The organism is Fictibacillus sp. NPDC058756, from assembly GCF_042746035.1.
In the GTDB taxonomy this organism is placed as follows: Bacteria; Bacillota; Bacilli; order Bacillales; family Fictibacillaceae; genus Fictibacillus.
The window spans coordinates 1,326,000-1,344,530 of sequence record NZ_JBHYPU010000001.1; the positions used below are offsets into that span (position 1 = coordinate 1,326,000).

At 38.6% G+C, this 18,531-nt stretch carries 18 protein-coding genes and 1 other annotated feature; all 18 genes read left to right on the forward strand.

What is annotated here, in order from left to right; all coding sequences use genetic code 11:
- Positions 1-214 precede the first annotated feature (214 nt).
- The 18 genes from ACFW35_RS06560 to ACFW35_RS06645 all read left to right on the forward strand — a co-directional run bounded on the left by ACFW35_RS06560 (position 215) and on the right by ACFW35_RS06645 (position 18,526).
- Complete coding sequence (locus ACFW35_RS06560; RefSeq protein ID WP_379844579.1) at positions 215-874, forward strand: tetratricopeptide repeat protein; 660 nt, start codon at positions 215-217, stop codon at positions 872-874.
- Positions 875-887: 13 nt separating this feature from the next.
- Entirely contained in the window at positions 888-3,218 is a 2,331-nt protein-coding gene (gene recD2 / locus ACFW35_RS06565; protein ID WP_379844581.1) for an SF1B family DNA helicase RecD2, read from the forward strand.
- A gap of 149 nt (positions 3,219-3,367) precedes the next feature.
- On the forward strand, positions 3,368-3,565 hold the full coding sequence (locus ACFW35_RS06570) for a hypothetical protein (RefSeq protein ID WP_066291264.1): 198 nt from the start codon (positions 3,368-3,370) through the stop codon (positions 3,563-3,565).
- Between the two features lie 34 nt (positions 3,566-3,599).
- Positions 3,600-3,779 (forward strand): YrzQ family protein, encoded by a 180-nt coding sequence (locus tag ACFW35_RS06575; RefSeq protein WP_066291262.1) that lies wholly within the window; start codon positions 3,600-3,602, stop codon positions 3,777-3,779.
- 52 nt (positions 3,780-3,831) lie between these two features.
- The gene (locus ACFW35_RS06580; protein ID WP_379844582.1) at positions 3,832-4,917 is read left to right on the forward strand and encodes an AI-2E family transporter; all 1,086 of its coding nucleotides are present in this window, start codon (positions 3,832-3,834) and stop codon (positions 4,915-4,917) included.
- 26 nt (positions 4,918-4,943) lie between these two features.
- Positions 4,944-5,159, forward strand: a binding site (T-box leader).
- Positions 5,160-5,439: 280 nt separating this feature from the next.
- Complete coding sequence (alaS, locus tag ACFW35_RS06585) at positions 5,440-8,076, forward strand: alanine--tRNA ligase (RefSeq protein WP_379844584.1); 2,637 nt, start codon at positions 5,440-5,442, stop codon at positions 8,074-8,076.
- Positions 8,077-8,154: 78 nt separating this feature from the next.
- A complete protein-coding gene (locus ACFW35_RS06590) occupies positions 8,155-8,430 on the forward strand; it encodes an IreB family regulatory phosphoprotein (RefSeq protein WP_066291257.1) in 276 nt (91 codons plus the stop codon).
- Complete coding sequence (gene ruvX / locus ACFW35_RS06595; RefSeq protein ID WP_379844585.1) at positions 8,430-8,858, forward strand: Holliday junction resolvase RuvX; 429 nt, start codon at positions 8,430-8,432, stop codon at positions 8,856-8,858. The genes ACFW35_RS06590 and ruvX overlap by 1 nt, the downstream gene beginning before the upstream one ends.
- A gap of 12 nt (positions 8,859-8,870) precedes the next feature.
- Positions 8,871-9,170 (forward strand): DUF1292 domain-containing protein, encoded by a 300-nt coding sequence (locus ACFW35_RS06600; protein ID WP_379844587.1) that lies wholly within the window; start codon positions 8,871-8,873, stop codon positions 9,168-9,170.
- Between the two features lie 596 nt (positions 9,171-9,766).
- A complete protein-coding gene (gene mltG, locus ACFW35_RS06605) occupies positions 9,767-10,894 on the forward strand; it encodes an endolytic transglycosylase MltG (RefSeq protein ID WP_379844588.1) in 1,128 nt (375 codons plus the stop codon).
- Between the two features lie 154 nt (positions 10,895-11,048).
- Positions 11,049-11,693 (forward strand): O-methyltransferase, encoded by a 645-nt coding sequence (locus tag ACFW35_RS06610; protein WP_379844590.1) that lies wholly within the window; start codon positions 11,049-11,051, stop codon positions 11,691-11,693.
- A 29-nt stretch (positions 11,694-11,722) separates the two neighbouring features.
- Complete coding sequence (gene udk / locus ACFW35_RS06615) at positions 11,723-12,364, forward strand: uridine kinase (protein WP_077359155.1); 642 nt, start codon at positions 11,723-11,725, stop codon at positions 12,362-12,364.
- Positions 12,365-12,513: 149 nt separating this feature from the next.
- Positions 12,514-12,990 (forward strand): transcription elongation factor GreA, encoded by a 477-nt coding sequence (gene greA, locus ACFW35_RS06620; RefSeq protein WP_066291237.1) that lies wholly within the window; start codon positions 12,514-12,516, stop codon positions 12,988-12,990.
- Positions 12,991-13,401: 411 nt separating this feature from the next.
- Positions 13,402-15,159: a peptidoglycan D,D-transpeptidase FtsI family protein gene (locus tag ACFW35_RS06625; RefSeq protein WP_379844592.1), complete on the forward strand. Its 1,758-nt coding sequence runs from the start codon at positions 13,402-13,404 to the stop codon at positions 15,157-15,159.
- Positions 15,160-15,241: 82 nt separating this feature from the next.
- Positions 15,242-15,850, forward strand: coding sequence for a YrrS family protein (locus ACFW35_RS06630; protein ID WP_379844594.1), 609 nt, complete (start codon positions 15,242-15,244; stop codon positions 15,848-15,850).
- A gap of 99 nt (positions 15,851-15,949) precedes the next feature.
- Positions 15,950-16,702 carry a molybdate ABC transporter substrate-binding protein gene (gene modA, locus ACFW35_RS06635; RefSeq protein WP_379844595.1) on the forward strand — a complete coding sequence of 251 codons (753 nt, stop codon included), beginning with the start codon at positions 15,950-15,952 and terminating at the stop codon, positions 16,700-16,702.
- A complete protein-coding gene (modB, locus tag ACFW35_RS06640; protein ID WP_379844597.1) occupies positions 16,699-17,331 on the forward strand; it encodes a molybdate ABC transporter permease subunit in 633 nt (210 codons plus the stop codon). The genes modA and modB overlap by 4 nt, the downstream gene beginning before the upstream one ends.
- A 556-nt stretch (positions 17,332-17,887) precedes the next feature.
- Positions 17,888-18,526 (forward strand): class I SAM-dependent DNA methyltransferase, encoded by a 639-nt coding sequence (locus tag ACFW35_RS06645; RefSeq protein ID WP_379844598.1) that lies wholly within the window; start codon positions 17,888-17,890, stop codon positions 18,524-18,526.
- Positions 18,527-18,531: the final 5 nt, after the last annotated feature.

Genomic DNA, 18,531 nt, shown 5'->3' on the forward strand with positions numbered 1-18,531 from the left:
AGAGATTTATGATCGCCATCAGAGATTTATGATCGCCATCAGAGATTTATGATCGCCATCAGAGATTTATGATCGCCATCAGAGATTTATGATCGCCATCAGAGATTTATGATCGCATCCGATTCATTATTTACGATAAATAAGCCAGAAACTCTGTGCGATTTTCAGCCTGATTTGATATACTTTGGTAGGAAATAAAGATGGGGGTATAGAAATGGAGCCTTCAAAAGGACTTGAATACTTAAAAAAAGGGAAATTTGAAGAAGCGGCAAAAAGCCTTGAAACAATGATTGAGGCTGATCCTCAAAATCCGGTTCATTATATTAATTTTGGAAATCTGCTTTCTGCCGTACATGAACATGAAAGAGCGATACATTTTTTTGACAAGGCATTATCACTTGATGTGAATGCTGCAGCTGCTCTATATGGTGCAGGTATTGCATGCTATCATCTCGAACAGTTTACGAAAGCAGCTAAGCTCTTCCAAGAAGCAATTAAAGGTGGTCTTCAAGATGCTGATACGTATTTTATGGCGGGTATGTCGTTCGTATCGCTTGGGGAAAACAAACTAGCATTTCCTTACTTAATGAGAGCAACTGAATTGAACGCTAATGACAATGAGGCACTTTTCCAGTTTGGACTATGCCAGGGAAGAATCGGCGATGTTAAGTCTGCTTTAAATACATTCGATAAAGTAACGGAACAAGATGAAAAGCATGCAGATGCCTGGTATAACTTAGGTGTTTCTTTGAGCTTTTTTGATCGTAACGATGAGGCTCTTGCTGCATTTGAAAAAGCTTTAGATATTCAGCCTGATCATTATTTGGCAGGTAATGGCAAAAGGAATATCGAAAATAAGAATACAAAACATTAAAAGGGGATGCTTTATGGCACAGCAGCCTTCCTTTAATTTAGAGGATGAGACGTCTCAAACATCCCGTTATATAAAAGGGACATTGATTTCCACCGTATATCATCAATCTGAAAGCCTTTATACAGTAGCAAGGGTGAGAATTAAAGAGACAAATGAAAATTATGATGAAAAGGAAGTCATGATAACGGGTATACTTCCTCCGTTAAGGGAGGATGAACTCTACCTGTTTTATGGAAAATTTAAAGACCATCCCAAATATGGGAAGCAGTATGAGGTTGAATATTTTAAAAAAGAAATACCGCAATCCAAAGAAGCGATGATTCAATATTTATCGAGCGACTTGTTTAAAGGAATCGGCAAGAAAACTGCTGAGCATATCGTTGAGGTCATGGGTGACGATGCGATCACGAAGCTCTTAGAATCTCCAGAATACATCAGCCAGATTCCGAAGTTAACAGAAGAACAAGCGAAAAATCTACATGAAGCACTGCTGCAAAACAGAGGGTTGGATCAGGTTATGATGGCAGTTCAGCCATATGGAATCGGTCCTCAGCTTGCGATGAAAATCTTCCAAACGTACCAGGATGAAGCGGCATCTGTTGTTAAGAACGAACCGTACCGGCTTATTGAGGATGTACCAGGTATTGGGTTTCACAGGGCAGATGAAATCGCAAAAGGCAATGGCATGCAAGTGAACCATCCTGAACGTATTCAGGCGGCCTGTCAATTTCTTTTAAGAGATCAAGGTACTGATCTGGGACATTCTTATCTACCAGTTGAAGAACTTCTTGCTGGGGTAAGAAAGCTTTTAGCTGATGGGAAAAACACGGTCGATGAGATGAGTATTTTCAGGGAAATTCAAGACATGGAAGCTGAAAAACGATTGATCTTAAAAGAAAATGTGGTGTATTTGCCTTCTCTTTATTTTGCTGAACGAGGATTCGCTCAAAAAATCAATCATTTATTGCAAAGTCAAAAAACAGATTACGAAATCCCTGTTGAGCAAATTGAGAGAGAACTGGAAAATTTAGAAAAACGTCTGAATATCAAATACGCAAACAGTCAAAAAGAAGCCATTAAAAAAGCATTAACTTCCTCAATAATGGTACTTACTGGCGGTCCCGGCACAGGTAAAACCACCGTAATAAAGGGAATCGTAGAACTTTATAGTGAGATACATGGAGTAAGTCTAAATATAGAAGATTATCGCGGAAAAAAGGAACCATTTCCTGTCCTGCTTGTTGCGCCTACAGGACGTGCTGCAAAGCGCATGACTGAATCTACTTGTATTCCGGCTCATACCATTCACCGTTTATTGGGATGGAGAGGCGCAGGTCACTTTGAAAAAAATGAAGATGTGCCAATAGAAGGAAAGTTGTTAATCGTAGATGAAATGTCGATGGTCGATATTTGGCTTGCATACTCACTTTCAAAGGCACTTCCTGAGCATATCCAAATTATTTTTGTTGGAGATGAAGATCAGCTTCCTTCTGTAGGACCAGGTCAAGTGTTAAAGGATCTGCTCGAATCAGATCATATTCCGCAAACCCGATTGATTGATATTTACAGACAATCTGAAGGGTCTTCAATTATTCGTTTAGCACATGAGATGAAAAAAGGGAATCTTCCGCAAGACTTGCTGATTCCTCAAAATGACAGGCGCTTTTTTTCTTGTTCAGGAGAGCAGGTTTTTCAAGCCATCATACAAGTTTGTGAAAATGCGATAAAAAAAGGGTATACTTCGAGAGATATTCAAGTGCTTGCCCCTATGTATAAAGGTCCAGTAGGAATCGACCGGTTAAATTTGGAACTGCAGCGTTTATTTAATCCCGAAAAGCAAAAACAGCGGCAGCTGCAAGTTGCTAATGTTTTTTACAGAAAAGGGGATAAGGTGCTGCAGCTTGTAAATCAGCCTGAAGATAACGTTTTTAACGGGGATATAGGGGAGATCGTTGCGGTTATTTATGCAAGGGAAAATACAGACAAAGAAGATCAGATTGTGATAAGTTTTGATGAAATTGAAGTAACGTATAAAAGAAGTGAATTTCACCATTTCACACATGCTTTTTGCTGTTCCATACATAAATCTCAAGGCAGTGAATATCCCATTGTCATTCTTCCCATAGTGAAAAGCTACTATAGAATGCTTAAACGCAACCTGATTTATACAGCTATTACGAGAAGTAAAGAATATCTGATTTTATGCGGAGAACAAGAGGCATTCTCTTGGGCGGTACAGCGGTCTGATGAATCAGAAAGATATTCGGGCCTTAAGCTTCGTCTGCAAGAAACCTTACTGGAAAAAGATTTTATGAATGATACACTCTTTAATGAAACAAACTAGAAATGTTCGGAGGATGACGAAAAGCATCTTATCGGACATTTCTTTTTTCATATCTATAGGCAGGACAATACTTCAAATCCAATTATGGCGTATATTTTATAAAGTTTCAGGACACCCTTGTAACAGTAAATTTAAAGGAGAGAAAGCAAGTGGAATGTCCGAACTGCAGCCGTAAAGATATTGGGAAAATCGGGGTGAACCAGTATTATTGCTGGAACTGTTTTATTGAGCTTTCCATTGAAAAAGGAAGACTGTCCCTTCATCAAGTGGAAGAAGACGGCTCTTTAACATCACTCGACGATTTATTTGAAGATCATGACCTGACTTATAGAGAAAGTACTTCGTAAATTTTTTATTACTCTGATGTCGAGGTGATAAAGCATGAATAGGACGATGAGTTCTCTTTTCGCACTTGGTATTGGAGCGGCAACATATGCGATGAGAAACAGAAGGATGTCTAGAATGTCCAGAATGAACATGAATTTTTCGGATATCGGTGATCTTTGGACATCGAGACGTGCAAAGAAAATCCGAAAAAGAATCGCAAAAGCCATTTATTAAATGTATTCCCCGTCTATCTAAGACGGGGTTTTTTAAAAAAGGGTGAGGAAGAATGACAAAGGAAAATCGAATGAAGTGGATTTACCGGCTGGCGCTTCTTTTATTGCTGTTTTTGTGCTTATTCCTTCTCATGAAGTTAGATCCTTTGTACCACCCATTATTAAAGGCGCTGCAAGGTGTATTTTTGCCTTTCTTTCTCGCCGCTCTAATTACATATCTGCTTCATCCGTTAGTAGAGTATGTGCATGAGAAAGGTGTTCCGCGATTTGTTGCAATTTTAACGATATACCTATTGTTCTTTGGAGGGTTAGGCTATACCATTGTTAAAGGTTTTCCTTATTTTGTAGTTCAATTAAAACAGCTGTTAGAAAATGTTCCAGCTCTTGCAAAAGATTATAAAGAACTTTTATACAGAGTTGATCAAGGAACTTCAGCACTTCCCTATTCTGTCCATACTAAAATTGAACAATATATTGTCAAAATGGAAACAAACGCACAGAACATTTTAACGAATGCAATTTTTTCTTTAAGAAAAATTGTAGATTATTTCTTCGTAATTATCGTAGTCCCTTTTTTAGTTTTTTATTTTCTGAACGATTTTGAAAAAATAAAAAAAGCTGTGTGGTATATTACACCACGCAGATTCCGCCATGAAGGAAAGCATTTTATAGAAGATGTAGATAAATCACTGGGAGGCTATATAAGAGGACAGCTGTTTGTAGGGGCTATTCTTGGTGTTGCTGCGATGATTGCCCTTTGGATTGTCGGTATGCCTTATCCGATTTTATTAGGAATTGTGATTGCCGTTACTGATATCATTCCTTATTTTGGTCCGATTTTAGGGGCTATTCCTGTCATTCTTATTGCTTTGACGATCTCTTGGAAGATGGTATGGATAACAGTTGGAATCATGCTTGTATTGCAGTTTATTGAAGGGAACATTCTTGGCCCATTTATTGTGGGTAGAAATCTGCATATCCATCCTGTCTTTATCATCTTTTCGCTCCTTTTAGGCAGTGAACTAGCGGGAGTGCCGGGAATGATCTTAGCTGTTCCGGTATTTAGCGTAATCAAAGTTATTGTCATTCATATTCGGGAACACCGATTAAGACAACATCCGATTGACAAGTCAGAATAAATAAACGTATACTAACGCTAGAAGAACAAAAATCGTTGAAAGAGATAAGTACGTTTTAGTCCTTTCTAAAGAGAGAAACATCCACCGGCTGAAAGGTGTTTCAGAAAGAAGGAAACGGAAAGCTACTCTGGAGTGCAGAAGGAAAATCTGCCGTTAAGCCGCGTTAAGGCTGTAATCAAGGTGACATGCTGCTTGCATGTAACCAGGGTGGTACCGCGTGAATTCAAACTCTCGTCCCTGTTTTTTGGGATGGGAGTTTTTTATTTTATCTAAAGATTTTTATTAAACATTTGTAGTTAATAGGAGCAGTTGATTTCCGCTCCAGGATGCTCGCTTTCCGCGGGGCGTGCGGTGAGCCCCCTAGGCTTATCAAGCCTGTCGTGGTCTCACCTGTCCCGCTAATCCCGCTGGAGTCTCGCACCTTGCGCTCCAATCAACTAGTCAATGAAGCGTACTACACAAAAATGTTTAAAGTATTAATCTTTAACGATTTCTTATTAAGTAAAAAGGAGAATGAAAACAATGAAAACTTTGACTTCAGCTCAAGTCAGACAAATGTTCCTCGATTTTTTCCAAGAGAAAGGTCATCGTGTAGAGCCAAGTGCTTCTCTTGTTCCGCACGAAGACCCAACTTTGCTTTGGATCAACAGTGGGGTAGCTACGCTTAAAAAGTATTTTGACGGCCGTGTAATTCCAGAGAATCCTCGTATTACGAATGCACAAAAATCTATCCGTACAAATGATATTGAGAATGTTGGGATTACTGCAAGACACCATACTTTCTTTGAAATGCTAGGCAACTTCTCAATCGGTGATTATTTTAAAGTGGAAGCAATTCTCTGGGCTTGGGAGTTTTTAACGAGTGAAGAATGGATCGGATTTGATTCAGAAAAACTTTCTGTTACAATCCACCCCGAAGATAATGAAGCTTTTGACATTTGGACAAAACAGGTAGGATTGCCTGAAGAACGAATCATTCGTTTAGAGGGGAACTTCTGGGATATTGGAGAAGGCCCAAGCGGACCGAATACTGAGATCTTTTATGACCGCGGTGAGTCTTATGGAAATGATTCGTCAGATCCTGAATTATATCCTGGCGGTGAGAATGAAAGATACCTTGAAGTATGGAATCTAGTGTTTTCTCAGTTCAACCATAATCCAGACGGCACATATACACCACTGCCTAAGAAGAATATCGATACAGGCATGGGGCTTGAAAGAATGGTATCTGTTATTCAAGATACGAAGACAAATTTTGAAACTGACCTTTTTCTGCCGATCATTAAGGAAACGGAGAAGCTTTCAAATACGTCTTATGGAAACAGTCCTGAAAGTGATACAGCTTTCAAAGTTATCGCAGACCATATTCGTACTGTAAGCTTTGCGATTGGTGATAACGCACTGCCATCTAATGAGGGAAGGGGCTACATCTTAAGACGCTTGATTAGAAGAGCGATCCGTTTTGCTAAAAAGATCAACATCAATAAGCCTTTCATGTATGAATTAGTGCCTACTGTTGCTGATATCATGGATGATTTCTATCCAGAAGTGAAAGAAAAAGTACCTTTTATCCAAAAAGTTGTAAAGACAGAAGAAGAAAGATTCCATGAAACAATTAACGAAGGATTAGCTATCCTAGAAGATGTGATCACTAAAGAAAAATCACAAAACAATAAAATTATTTCAGGTAAAGACGCATTTAAACTGTATGATACATTCGGATTCCCATTTGAATTAACACAAGAGTATGCAGCAGAAAATGGAATGGAAGTTGACCTGGAAGGCTTTGAATCCGAAATGAAAGCTCAGCGTGAACGTGCACGTGCTGCAAGACAAGAAGTGGACAGCATGCAGGTACAAGGCGGCGTTCTTTCAGACATTACTGTAAAAAGTAAGTTTTCAGGTTATGAGTCCTTGAGCGGGGATGCAAGAATTCTTGAAGTTCTGCAAAACGGAGAACGTGTTTCCATGGTATCAGAAGGCGATGAGGCTCAGGTTATTCTTGATGAAACGCCATTCTATGCTGAAAGCGGAGGTCAGATTGCTGACCAAGGAACAATTACAGGAAACAACCTTCAGTTACGAGTAAAAGATGTGCAAAAAGCTCCAAATGGACAAAATCTGCATACAGTAATTATCGAACAAGGTGTTTTGGAAAATAACATGCAAGTCTCTGTACAAGTTGACAGAGAAACACGAGCAAAAGTAGTAAAAAATCATACAGCAACTCATTTGCTTCATCAGGCTTTAAAAGATGTTCTAGGCACACACGTTAATCAGGCGGGCTCACTTGTTCAAGAGGGCAGACTGCGATTTGACTTTACGCATTTTGGAAGCATCACTGCCGAAGAACTTGAGAAAATTGAAGAGATTGTAAACGAAAAAGTATGGGCAAACATCCCTGTTGAAAAAATGGTAAAAAATATTGCAGAAGCAAAAGCTATGGGAGCTATGGCTCTTTTCGGTGAAAAATATGGTGAGACAGTCCGTGTAGTTAAAGTTGGAGATTACAGCCTGGAATTATGCGGCGGATGTCATGTAAACAATACGGCTGAGATCGGATTGTTTAAAATCGTATCAGAATCAGGAATTGGTGCTGGTACAAGACGTATTGAAGCTGTTACTGGTGAAGCAGCTTACCGATTAATGAATGGTCAAGTTCAGCTGTTAAAAGATACTGCTGCAAAATTAAAAACTAATCTTAAAGATGTTCCTCAGCGTATCGATGCACTGAACGATCAAATCCGTGAGCTGCAAAAAGAAAAGGAATCATTAGCTTCTAAACTTGGAAATCTGGAAGCCGGAAGTCTTGTTGACGAAGTACAAACGATTAACGGAGTATCTGTTATCGCTAAAAAAGTAAATGCTTCTGATATGAACGGCCTGCGTGCAATCGTAGACGACTTAAAGAACAAGCTTCAGAGCGGGATTGTTATTTTAGGTGCTGAAAGCCAAGGGAAAGTAAACATTGTTGCAGGTGTTACAAAGGATTTAGTGTCAAAAGGATACCATGCAGGCACCCTTGTTAAAGAAGTTGCGGTTCGCTGCGGCGGAGGCGGCGGAGGCCGCCCTGACATGGCTCAGGCAGGCGGGAAAGACCCTGAAAAGTTAGAAGAAGGCATAGATTCTGCAGTTGAATTGATTAAAACGGTTTCCTAAGCGTTCGTCTATCATGTACAATAGAGAAAATAACTAATTTGTCCCTTAAGGGAGATCTTCAGAAAGAGGTGTTCGCAAGTGAGTTCAATGGACAAGACGATGAAGTTTAATTTCAACGAGGATGATGCTTATAAGACGAATGTTGAAACTGTCCTGTTTTCTGTTTATGACGCCCTGCAGGATAAAGGCTACAACCCGATCAACCAGATTGTTGGTTATTTGCTCTCAGGTGACCCGGCATATATTCCGCGCCATAATGATGCGAGAAGTATGATTCGTAAGCTTGAGCGGGACGAGCTTATCGAAGAGCTCGTAAAATCATACCTTTTAAATCAAAAAGAAGGAAGCCGTTAATGACAAGAATACTCGGATTGGACGTCGGGACAAAAACGATTGGTGTTGCCGTATCTGACTTACTCGGCTGGACAGCACAAGGCGTTGAAACAATTAGACGGCGTCCTAACCATCCTGAAGAAGATTTCAACAGAATTAAAGAGCTGATTTCTCAATATGAAATCGGAGAGGTTGTTGTCGGCCTGCCTAAGAATATGAACGGGTCGATCGGTCCGAGCGGTGAGGCTTGTCAAAACTTTGCAAAAGAACTTGAAAGTCTTACTGGCCTTTCGGTTATCCTATGGGATGAGAGGCTGACTACAATGGCAGCTGAACGTACACTTATATCCGCCGATGTAAGCAGAAAAAAACGCAAACAGGTTATTGATAAACTTGCTGCTGTAATTATTCTGCAAGGGTATATGGACAGCCAAAAAAATAAAAATTGAGGTGAGCCTATTATGGCAAAAGAAGAACGCGAGCGCATTATAATTCCAGATGAGAATGGTGACGAAAATCTATTTGAAGTTTTATTCAAATTCGATGTTGACCAGACTGGAAAATCATACATGGTAACTATACCTATAGCTGATTCAGAAGATGACGATACGGATGAAGTAGAAGTATTCCCTTTCCGCTATGAAGAAAAGGGAGAAGCAGATGATGATCTTGCTTTGTTCCCTCTTGAAACAGATGAAGAGTGGGATATGATCGAGGAAATGTTAAATACATTCCAAGATGATGAGTACGAAACTGAATAATCTTAATGGGGCTGCCTTACTTTAGGCAGCCTCTTTTTTTTAAAAGGCTCTTTTCTAAAAGATTGTTGCTTTTAAGTAATTTTGTTCATTTCCTTCACTGACAAGTTGATTGGAGTGGAAGGTGCGAGACTCCTCGAAAATGAAAATCACATTTTCTTCGTGCGATGTAACGCTGTCGAAGCCTTCCTTGTCCTGCGGGACGAGCGGTCAGGTGAGACCACTCAAAGGCGCAAAGCGGCGAGGGGGCTCAACGCACGCCCCGCGGAAAGCGAAGCAACCTAGAATGGAAATCAACTACTTTCAAGAATATCCTCTAATGTCGAACCATGTCTGTAAATGCAAACTTGTGGATAAAAGGGCAAAACTTTTTGATTACGGTACAAATCTTGTGGAATCAACCCTGTATTTTGTGGATTCACGACTAAAACTTTTGGATTAGTTTCTCGCAGCATAGCCAAAAACTGTTTCATTATGGTTAAAACTGTTAAAAATGTAAGGATTACTCTTGAGGGAGTCATCCTTTTTTGTTATTACTGCTAATCTCGACAATTTCTGCTAGCAAAAGTATAATTAAACAGATGGAAGGGGGAAAAGGGATGATACAACTCCAGTCTTCTGGGAATTACATAGAAAATAAGAAAAAGAAACGCACAAAATCCATCATATTCACGATAATTGCTTTGTTTTTAGCAGTAATGGTTCTTGTTGCTGGCATACTATATTTTTATTTCAATAAAAATATCGGAGCATTTGATTCAACAAATCAAGAAAATTTTACTGTTGAGATTCCGATCGGCTCTTCAACAGCGAATATCGGAAAAGAGCTTGAAGATAAAGGGATCATTAACAGCGGTCAATTCTTCAAACTTTATACGCGAGTTAAGGGAGAAGGAGATTTTCAAGCAGGAGTTTATCAATTATCTCCATCCATGAACCTTACCGAAATTATCGCAGCTCTTAAAGAGGGAAAACTATTTAAAAAACCAGAACTGACTTTAACAATTCCAGAAGGGTTTAATGTTCCTCAAATTGCTGGAGAGATCAGTGTGAGTACTGGTTATGAAAAAGAAGAAATATTAAAAGTGATGACCGATAAGGCATTTCTAAAAGAGCTTCAAAACAAATATAAGAATATACCTGATGATATTTACAAAGAAGGTCTTTATTATCCGCTTGAAGGATTTTTATTTCCTGCGACATATGAATTTGATAAAAAGAAGCCTAAGCTAAAAGAGATTGTGGGGAAAATGGTAGAACAGTCCTCAACTGTAATTGCCAAATATGAGAATGACATAAAAAAGAGCGGATATACAATGTTCGAGATGATCACCTTAGCCTCTTTGATTGAAGAAGAGTCTCAGCGTGAAGAGGATCGAAAAAAAATCTCTGGCGTTTTTTATAATAGACTTGAACAAGACATGAAATTGGATTCAGATCCAACTGTTAAATATGCTAGAAAAGATTTTGATGTACAAGTGTTATATGAGCATTTAGAAGTTGATTCTCCTTATAATACGTATCGCTACAAAGGGATTCCAATCGGTCCTATCGCATCTCCAGGGGAAAAATCTATTGAAGCTGCACTAAAACCAGTAAAGATGGAAGAACTATTCTTCTATGCAAGACCGAACGGAGAAGTAATATATACGAAGACACTGCAAGAACATAATGCCGTATACAAGAAGTACAGAGATGAATGGAAAGTATGGCAAGAGCAGCAATAATATTTTCTGAGGATACTATCTTATAGTGTCCTTTTTTTAATAACAATCCGCACAACGAATATAAATTCATAATAGGTTGAAATATAGAGGACTCTCGCCTTCATAAAAAGATTATGTTACAATATACCGGTTAGTGTGAAGGAGGCGTGTTACTTTGGTCTCAAATAGAGTAAACCAATATATTGAAAATTTAATTCCTGCACGCTCTGAATCTATTTTGAAAATGGAGCAGTATGCTAAGCAGCATGATGTACCAATCATGGAATTATCGGGTATAGAGACCCTTTTGACTTATGTCAGATTAAAAAGCCCCAAACGGATTTTAGAAGTTGGTACAGCCATTGGGTACTCTGCAATAAGAATGGCTCTCACGAATGAGACAACCGAAATTGTAAGTATTGAAAGAGATGAAGAACGGTACAATATAGCAAAAGAAAATGTTAATGCACTAGACCTCAACGATAGAATAACACTATTGCTTGGCGATGCGAATGAATTACAGAGTCAAGTAGAACAATATGCCCCATACGACTTTATTTTTATCGATGCAGCTAAAGGACAATATCAAAACTTTTTTGATCATTATTCTGCAATGCTGTCACAAGACGGCATGATCATTACAGATAATGTGCTCTTTAGAGGCTATGTCGCGGATGAAAGCGGCTTAGAGAGCAGAAGGCTGCGTTCTCTTGTTAAAAAAATTAGAAGTTTTAATGAATATATCATGCAGCATCCTGATTATTATTCTTCAATCTTGCCGGTAGGAGATGGTATGATGGTGAGCATTCGAAAAACCTAAAGGTACAGCAGTTTGGAGGAGTAATAGAAATGGCACAAAAACCTATCGTAATTGGGGTTGCAGGAGGATCCGGATCGGGTAAAACGACGGTAGCTAAGGAAATTTACAGGCAGTTTGCAAATCAGTCGATTCTTATTATTGAGCAGGATGCTTATTATAAAGATCAATCTGAAAAATCAATGGAAGAGCGTTTGAAAACAAACTATGATCACCCTCTTGCTTTTGATAATGATCTGCTGATCCAGCATATCATGTCACTTCAAGCATATGAATCAGTTGAAAAACCAGTGTACGACTATACAGCGCATACAAGAAGTGATAAAATTATCCCAGTTGATGCTAAAGATGTCATTATATTGGAAGGTATTCTTATACTCGAAGATGAACGTTTACGTGATTTAATGGATATTAAGTTATTTGTCGACACTGATGCTGATGTGCGAATCATCAGAAGGATGGTTCGTGATATACGTGACCGCGGCAGAACTTTAGAATCTGTAATCGATCAATATACTTCAGTGGTGCGTCCTATGCATAATCAGTTTATCGAACCTACAAAAAGGTACGCGGATATTATTATCCCAGAAGGCGGTCAAAATCGCGTTGCTATTGATTTAATGGTTACTAAAGTTAAGACCATTTTAGAAGACAAAGCATTATTGAAAAAATGAGGAACACTCCTCATTTTTTCGGTATACTTGGACAATATTATCTTTAAAAACGGCATGGCATTCAACTATTGTCCTATTTTTTATACATACCCTGCCGGAATTATCATATAACGTAACAAGGGTACTGATTATTGAAGGAGTGAATAAACATGGCAGACGAGAAAAAACACTATATGACCCTAGAGGGTAAGCAAAAGTTAGAAAACGAATTAGAATTTTTAAAAACAGAACGAAGAAAAGAAGTTGTAGAAAGAATTAAAGTAGCACGAAGCTTTGGAGATCTTTCTGAGAACTCTGAGTATGATGCTGCAAAGGACGAGCAGGCGTTTGTTGAAGCGCGTATCGTTCAATTAGAAAAAATGATTCGTGATTCAGTGATCATTGAAGACAATAAAGATCAATCTGATAACGTTTCCATTGGGAAAACTGTTAAATTCCAAGAGCTTCCTGATGGTGATGAAGAAACATATGTAATCGTTGGAAGTGCGGAAGCAGATCCATTTGAAGGTAAAATTTCCAATGATTCTCCAATGGCTAAAAGTTTATTAGGCAAGAAACCTGGAGACAAAGTTTCTGTTCAAACACCAGGCGGAGAAATCAGCGTTGTAATTTTAGAAGTAAAATAAGTTAAGATCATCAGGAAAGAAGGCTTGCTGCGGCAAGTCTTTTTTTTGATTGGTCTGTTCTAAAAAATTGTTGCTTTTAAGAAATTTTGTTCATTCCCTTCACTGACAAGTTGATTGGAGCGGAAGGTGCGTGCTTACCACATGAGAAGCTTCTCGCTAGGCATGCGACGAGGAAGCTTACATCGGTAGCATATATACTTGTAGACGCAGGAGCAAGAATACTTCCATGAGCCGGTCAGGTGAGACCACTCAAAGGCGCAAAGCGGCAGGGGGCTCACTGCACGCCCCGCGGAAAGCAAAGTAACCTGGAGCGGAAATCAACTACTTACAAGAACAATAATTGTTTGCGAAAACAGCTTTTGTTTAAGAAAATTGAGATGAGGAGAAAATGTGGTTAGGGTGGTGACCGCATTGTTATCTCGAAAAAGAACAATAGCTGCAGGTGTTGGCATTCTATTGCTTATTCTCTGTCTGATGTACCGCTTAGCAGATATACAGCTGATTTCCACAAAATCTTTTTCAAAAAATAACGTTAATTTAATACAAGAGAGTGTAAACCAGCGAACTCACCGTTTTACAATTAATGATGGGAGAGGTTATTTTCTGGACCGGAATGGTGAACTTCTGTCTACAGATGTAAAACCTCAAATTGTTGTGTTCCCAAACCTATATACAAAGGATTGGCCGGTAGACACCATTTCAGAAATTCTTCAGCTGTCATCACAAAAGATAGAAGAAATGATCTTTCAGCTGAAAAAACCTTCAGCACTTTTATTGCCAGAAGAGCTAACTCTGCAGCAGATGAATCAAATCAATGAACTCGAAATTCCGGGTCTGTATGCACAGCTTGTAACAAGAAGAAAACCCCTCCCATTTGCGAATCATATTATCGGAGCAGTTGGCGAAGACCCTGATTTAATAAAGCAAAAATATAAAGATAAATTAGATAAGGGAACAGTAAGCACTGCTACCAAAACAGGGAAAAATGGAATGCAATATACTTTTGACCCTTTTTTAATATCTGAAGGTGAAACTCAGTTTATTTATCATGTGGACCGGCAAGGAAATCCCTTATTTGGGCTCGATGTAAAATATCGTACTCAGACGAATCCGCTATATCCTTTGCATGTTAAAACTACTATTGATAAAAAAATGCAGGAAACTGTTGAGAAATATTTAAGTAATCATCAGGTGGAAGCGGGCGGTGCTGTCTTGCTTGACGTAGAAACAAATGAACTTCTGGCTATGGCAAGCCGACCTGTATTTAATAGTCAGACGATCTATGAACATGAAAACAAGATGACCACCCATCAAATTCCTGGTTCGATTTTTAAGGTTGTTACTGCTGCTGCTGCAATAGAGGAAAATAAGGTTCAGAATGATAAACGATACGACTGTAATGTAAATATTTATGGCAAGCAAGATGAGAGACAATTAGGCATGCTAAATTTTGAGGAAAGTTTCTCTCAAAGCTGCAATAAAACGTTTGGAGACCTTGCAAACGAAATGGCAGCAGAGAATAACAATATTATTGAGGAATATGCTCAAAAGCTAGGTCTTCTTGAGCTAAATGGCTGGAGAGGACAAGTATATCATTTTGATAACTTTTCACATTTCTATCAGGAAGAACAAGGACAAATAAGAAATCCTAATAAAAAGATGCAGGATTATCAATCACCACTCGCCATTTCGCAGACTGCAATCGGACAGCTGGATGTGAAAATTACTCCGCTGGCAGCAGCCAACATGATGGCAACAATAGCGAAGGGCGGCACTTGGTCAGAAGTAAAAGCTGCTAAATCGGTAAATTTTGCAAATGGAACAGAATTGGTAGAATTTAAGGATCATACTGGCAAAAAAAAATCGTTATCTCCATATACGATGATGAGACTGCAATCTTTACTGGTAAATGCGGTAAAGGATGAAAATGGGACAGGGCATGCTTTGCAATCACTTCCTTTTCAGATAGCTGGCAAGACAGGTACAGCTCAAAAAGGAGAAGAAGCGAACGTCTATAATAAATGGTTTGCAGGTTATTTTCCCGCCGACAACCCTAAATTCGCTTTAGTAGTCGTTGATATGAAACACGATACAGTAAACAGGACAGTCCCTGTATATGCTGATATTGCAAAAGCAGTTATGGAGATATCAAACAAGGAAGATGAATAATGGAATAGAAAAAAGCAAAAAGTGTCCTCGATCACTAAGCTCGTGGTAAAATAAAATGAGCTTATTTACTGGGGAGGATAACATGAAACGAAATCAACGTTATGAAACGAGATTAGAAAAGCGAAAACAAAATCGTTTTTTAAACATAGCAATCGGATTGGTATTTTTGCTGATTGTTGTGGTTGCGTTCAATCTTTTCTCTGGTGATGAAAACGAGACGGCATCAACATCAGAAAATGAACAAACTGAGAGCAAGAATGAAACGAAAGACGATTCTTCGATTGAAATGGAATCTGATAAAGAAGATCAAAATGATGATCGTTCTTCTGACGAATCCGAGAATCAGTCAGATGATACTGAAACAAATACGGATGAGGAAATGCAATCTGAAAATCCTGAAGGCGGAGGCCCTGAAGGCCCGTGGGAACCAATCGGAACTTCTCAAGCAGAGCCTCATCAGAAGTCATACGATGATCAGTCTCAAGACTGGAAAGAGATGATTCAGGCGCTTTCGTACGCAACAAATATTCCAGAAGACCAAATGACAATTTTCTGGCTCGGTAATGGCGGTGGTCCTGATATATCCAAAGGCACCGTACAATCCAATACTGAAAAGATAAAGTATGATGTTGTTCTGCAGTGGATTCCTGAAAAAGGATGGCAGCCGATAAGTGTAACACAAGTACAATAATGATTAACTAGACAATCTGCTCATATGCTGGTTGTCTTTTTTCTTTTCATTCTTTATTGTTAATGATTCAATAAGGGTATGAAATAACTAGGAGTAATTATGAAGAAAACAAACTATATTATTGGAATCTTATTTCTTGCAGTCTTATTGACATCTTGCAGCGTAACCAGCCAGCAAAAGACGGTTGTTTATATATCTGCTGCATCCAGTCTGAAAAAACCAGTTACCGAGTGGAAGGAACGGTTTGAAAAAACACATAAGGATATCGAAATTAAGATGAACTTTGGTGCATCAGGAGTTTTAATCAATCAAATAAATAACGGCGCACCAGCTGATTTAATGTTTTCAGCGCAGTCACTTCAAAGGTTTATGTCTGACGATGATAAAATTAAAATTAATAAAGAAGGAATTATTGCATCTAACGAGCTTGTTTTTGTTTCTGGAACGAAGGTCGATACACCGGTTGACTCTATCGAAGATATACCTTCAAATGCCAAACTCGGAATCGGCAATCCTGATATGGTGCCCGCAGGATATTATGCCGAAAAAGCACTGCAAAATGTAGATCATAAACAAATTAAAATCATATACAGCCAAAATGCAGTACACTTAAAAGGATTAATTGAAACGGGAGCTGTAGAATATGCCATCATGTATCGAACAGATGCCGTTGAAAATAACCGTATTAACATCATAAAAAATATGCCGCCCAACTGGTATCCAGCCATTCAATATCCTGTATATTCAATGACCGAAAAGAAAGCGGCTAAACAATTTTTAAAATACGCTAGATCAAAAGAAGGACAGAAAATTTTAAAGAAATATAATTTTAGAGAGAGTGTTAAAAATTGATTCATCCATTGGTACTATCTTTAGAAACTGCGTTTATTGCTACGATTTTCGTAGTGGCAGCAGGGTTGCCGCTATCCTATTTGTTTGCTCGTTTGTCTTTTAGAGGAAAAACGATCTTTGAAACAATTTTTAGCCTTCCATTAATTCTGCCTCCTTCGGTAGTTGGATATATATTATTGCTGCTGTTAGGAAAAGATGGTTTAGGCAGATTTGGCATACAATGGGTGTTCACTTGGAAAGCTGCTGTTCTAGCGGCAGCAATCGTAGCTTTTCCTTTGTTTTTCCGCACATCCAAAGCTTCCTTTGAAAATTTAGATGACAACATAATTGATGCAGCACGGCTGGATGGATCGAGTTGGAATATTTTTTGTAGAGTTGGTATTCCCTTAGCGAAACATGGAGTGATAGCCGCTGTAATGCTGTCCTTTTTAAGGGCGATTGGGGAATTCGGTGCAACTCTTATGATTGCGGGTAATATTCCGGGTGTTACCCAAACCGCTCCGCTTGCAATATATGATCATGTTCTTTTAGGAGATGAACAAACAGCACTGATTTTATCCTTGTTCCTTACACTGTTTTCATTTGTTATGTTAACAATTAGTTCAATTTTTGCAAAAAAATCAATTTGATTATGACTCTGAATGTATTTCAGAGTTTTTTTATTTTTTGATTATTAGTTACCAGATGGCTGTTTTCTAAAAGAATGTTACTTTTGGATTTTTTCATCGTTGAATAGTTGATTGGAGCGCAAGGTGCGAGACTCCTCGAAAATAAAATTCAATTTTCTTCGTGCGATGTAACGCTGCCGAAGCCTTCCTTGTCCTGCGGGATTAGCGTGCCAACCACCTGAGTATACTTCTCGCAAGGCATGGGACGAGGAAGCAAGCTTCAACAGAATAAGCTTGCAGACGCAGGAGCACAGATACTTCCTTATGAGGCCTCAGCAGGCTTGATTACCCTAGGGGGCTCACCGCACGCCCCGCGGAAAGCGAGCAAACTGGAGCGGAAATCAACCCTACTAATAGCAACAGAGGTTTTACGAAAATGACCTAGCAGATAAATGAATTGTTTACAGGTTCATACATTTGAAAAACTCACGAGATTATGTTAATTTGGAACCTGTAAACATTTAATTCATAGTATATTGATAGGAATAATATATTTTAATAATTTGGAGTGAAAAAAATGGGACGAGAGTTTATTGAACTTTTTGATGAATGGTCTTCTTCATATGATGAAACAGTGGCTGGCGAGAGCCTAGAATACAAGGAAGTTTTTCATAAATATGATCATATCCTAGAAACTGTGGTGAATAAATCAGGTAATGTGGTTTTAGAATTTGGCGTAGGGACAGGAAACTTAAGTGAAAAGCTGCTTTTAAAAGGTAAAACCGTTATTGGAATCGAACCTTCAAAAGGAATGCGAGAAAAAGCATTAAAACGAAATCAAAAACTAGTGCTGCATGATGGAGACTTTTTATCTTTTCCCAAATTAGACAAAGAGATCGATACGATTGTCAGTACGTATGCTTTTCATCATCTAACAGATAATGAAAAAGACGCGGCAGTTGGACACTATAGCCAGCTGCTTAAAAAAGATGGTAAAATTGTTTTTGCAGATACCGCATTCCTTCATGAATCAGATAAAAAAGAACGCCATGAAAAGGTCAAAAAACAAGGATATCTTAATCTTTTAAAAGACTTGCAGACGGAATATTATACAACTCTTGGGGTACTCGAAGAAATTTTCAAAAAACATGATTTTGATATCTCATTTGAAAAGCTAAATGAATATGTCTGGCTTATGGAAGCGGTAAAAAAATAGTTATT

Bases quoted from the DNA above. Each gene is read 5' to 3' on its own strand.
- ACFW35_RS06575 (WP_066291262.1), top strand. From the start codon at position 3,600: ATGAATAGGACGATGAGTTCTCTTTTCGCACTTGGTATTGGAGCGGCA.
- ACFW35_RS06580 (WP_379844582.1), top strand. From the start codon at position 3,832: ATGACAAAGGAAAATCGAATGAAGTGGATTTACCGGCTGGCGCTTCTT.
- ACFW35_RS06600 (WP_379844587.1), top strand. From the start codon at position 8,871: ATGGCAAAAGAAGAACGCGAGCGCATTATAATTCCAGATGAGAATGGT.
- modA (WP_379844595.1), top strand. From the start codon at position 15,950: ATGAAGAAAACAAACTATATTATTGGAATCTTATTTCTTGCAGTCTTA.
- ACFW35_RS06630 (WP_379844594.1), top strand. From the start codon at position 15,242: ATGAAACGAAATCAACGTTATGAAACGAGATTAGAAAAGCGAAAACAA.
- greA (WP_066291237.1), top strand. From the start codon at position 12,514: ATGGCAGACGAGAAAAAACACTATATGACCCTAGAGGGTAAGCAAAAG.
- alaS (WP_379844584.1), top strand. From the start codon at position 5,440: ATGAAAACTTTGACTTCAGCTCAAGTCAGACAAATGTTCCTCGATTTT.
- ruvX (WP_379844585.1), top strand. From the start codon at position 8,430: ATGACAAGAATACTCGGATTGGACGTCGGGACAAAAACGATTGGTGTT.
- ACFW35_RS06645 (WP_379844598.1), top strand. From the start codon at position 17,888: ATGGGACGAGAGTTTATTGAACTTTTTGATGAATGGTCTTCTTCATAT.
- ACFW35_RS06560 (WP_379844579.1), top strand. From the start codon at position 215: ATGGAGCCTTCAAAAGGACTTGAATACTTAAAAAAAGGGAAATTTGAA.
- mltG (WP_379844588.1), top strand. From the start codon at position 9,767: ATGATACAACTCCAGTCTTCTGGGAATTACATAGAAAATAAGAAAAAG.
- recD2 (WP_379844581.1), top strand. From the start codon at position 888: ATGGCACAGCAGCCTTCCTTTAATTTAGAGGATGAGACGTCTCAAACA.
- udk (WP_077359155.1), top strand. From the start codon at position 11,723: ATGGCACAAAAACCTATCGTAATTGGGGTTGCAGGAGGATCCGGATCG.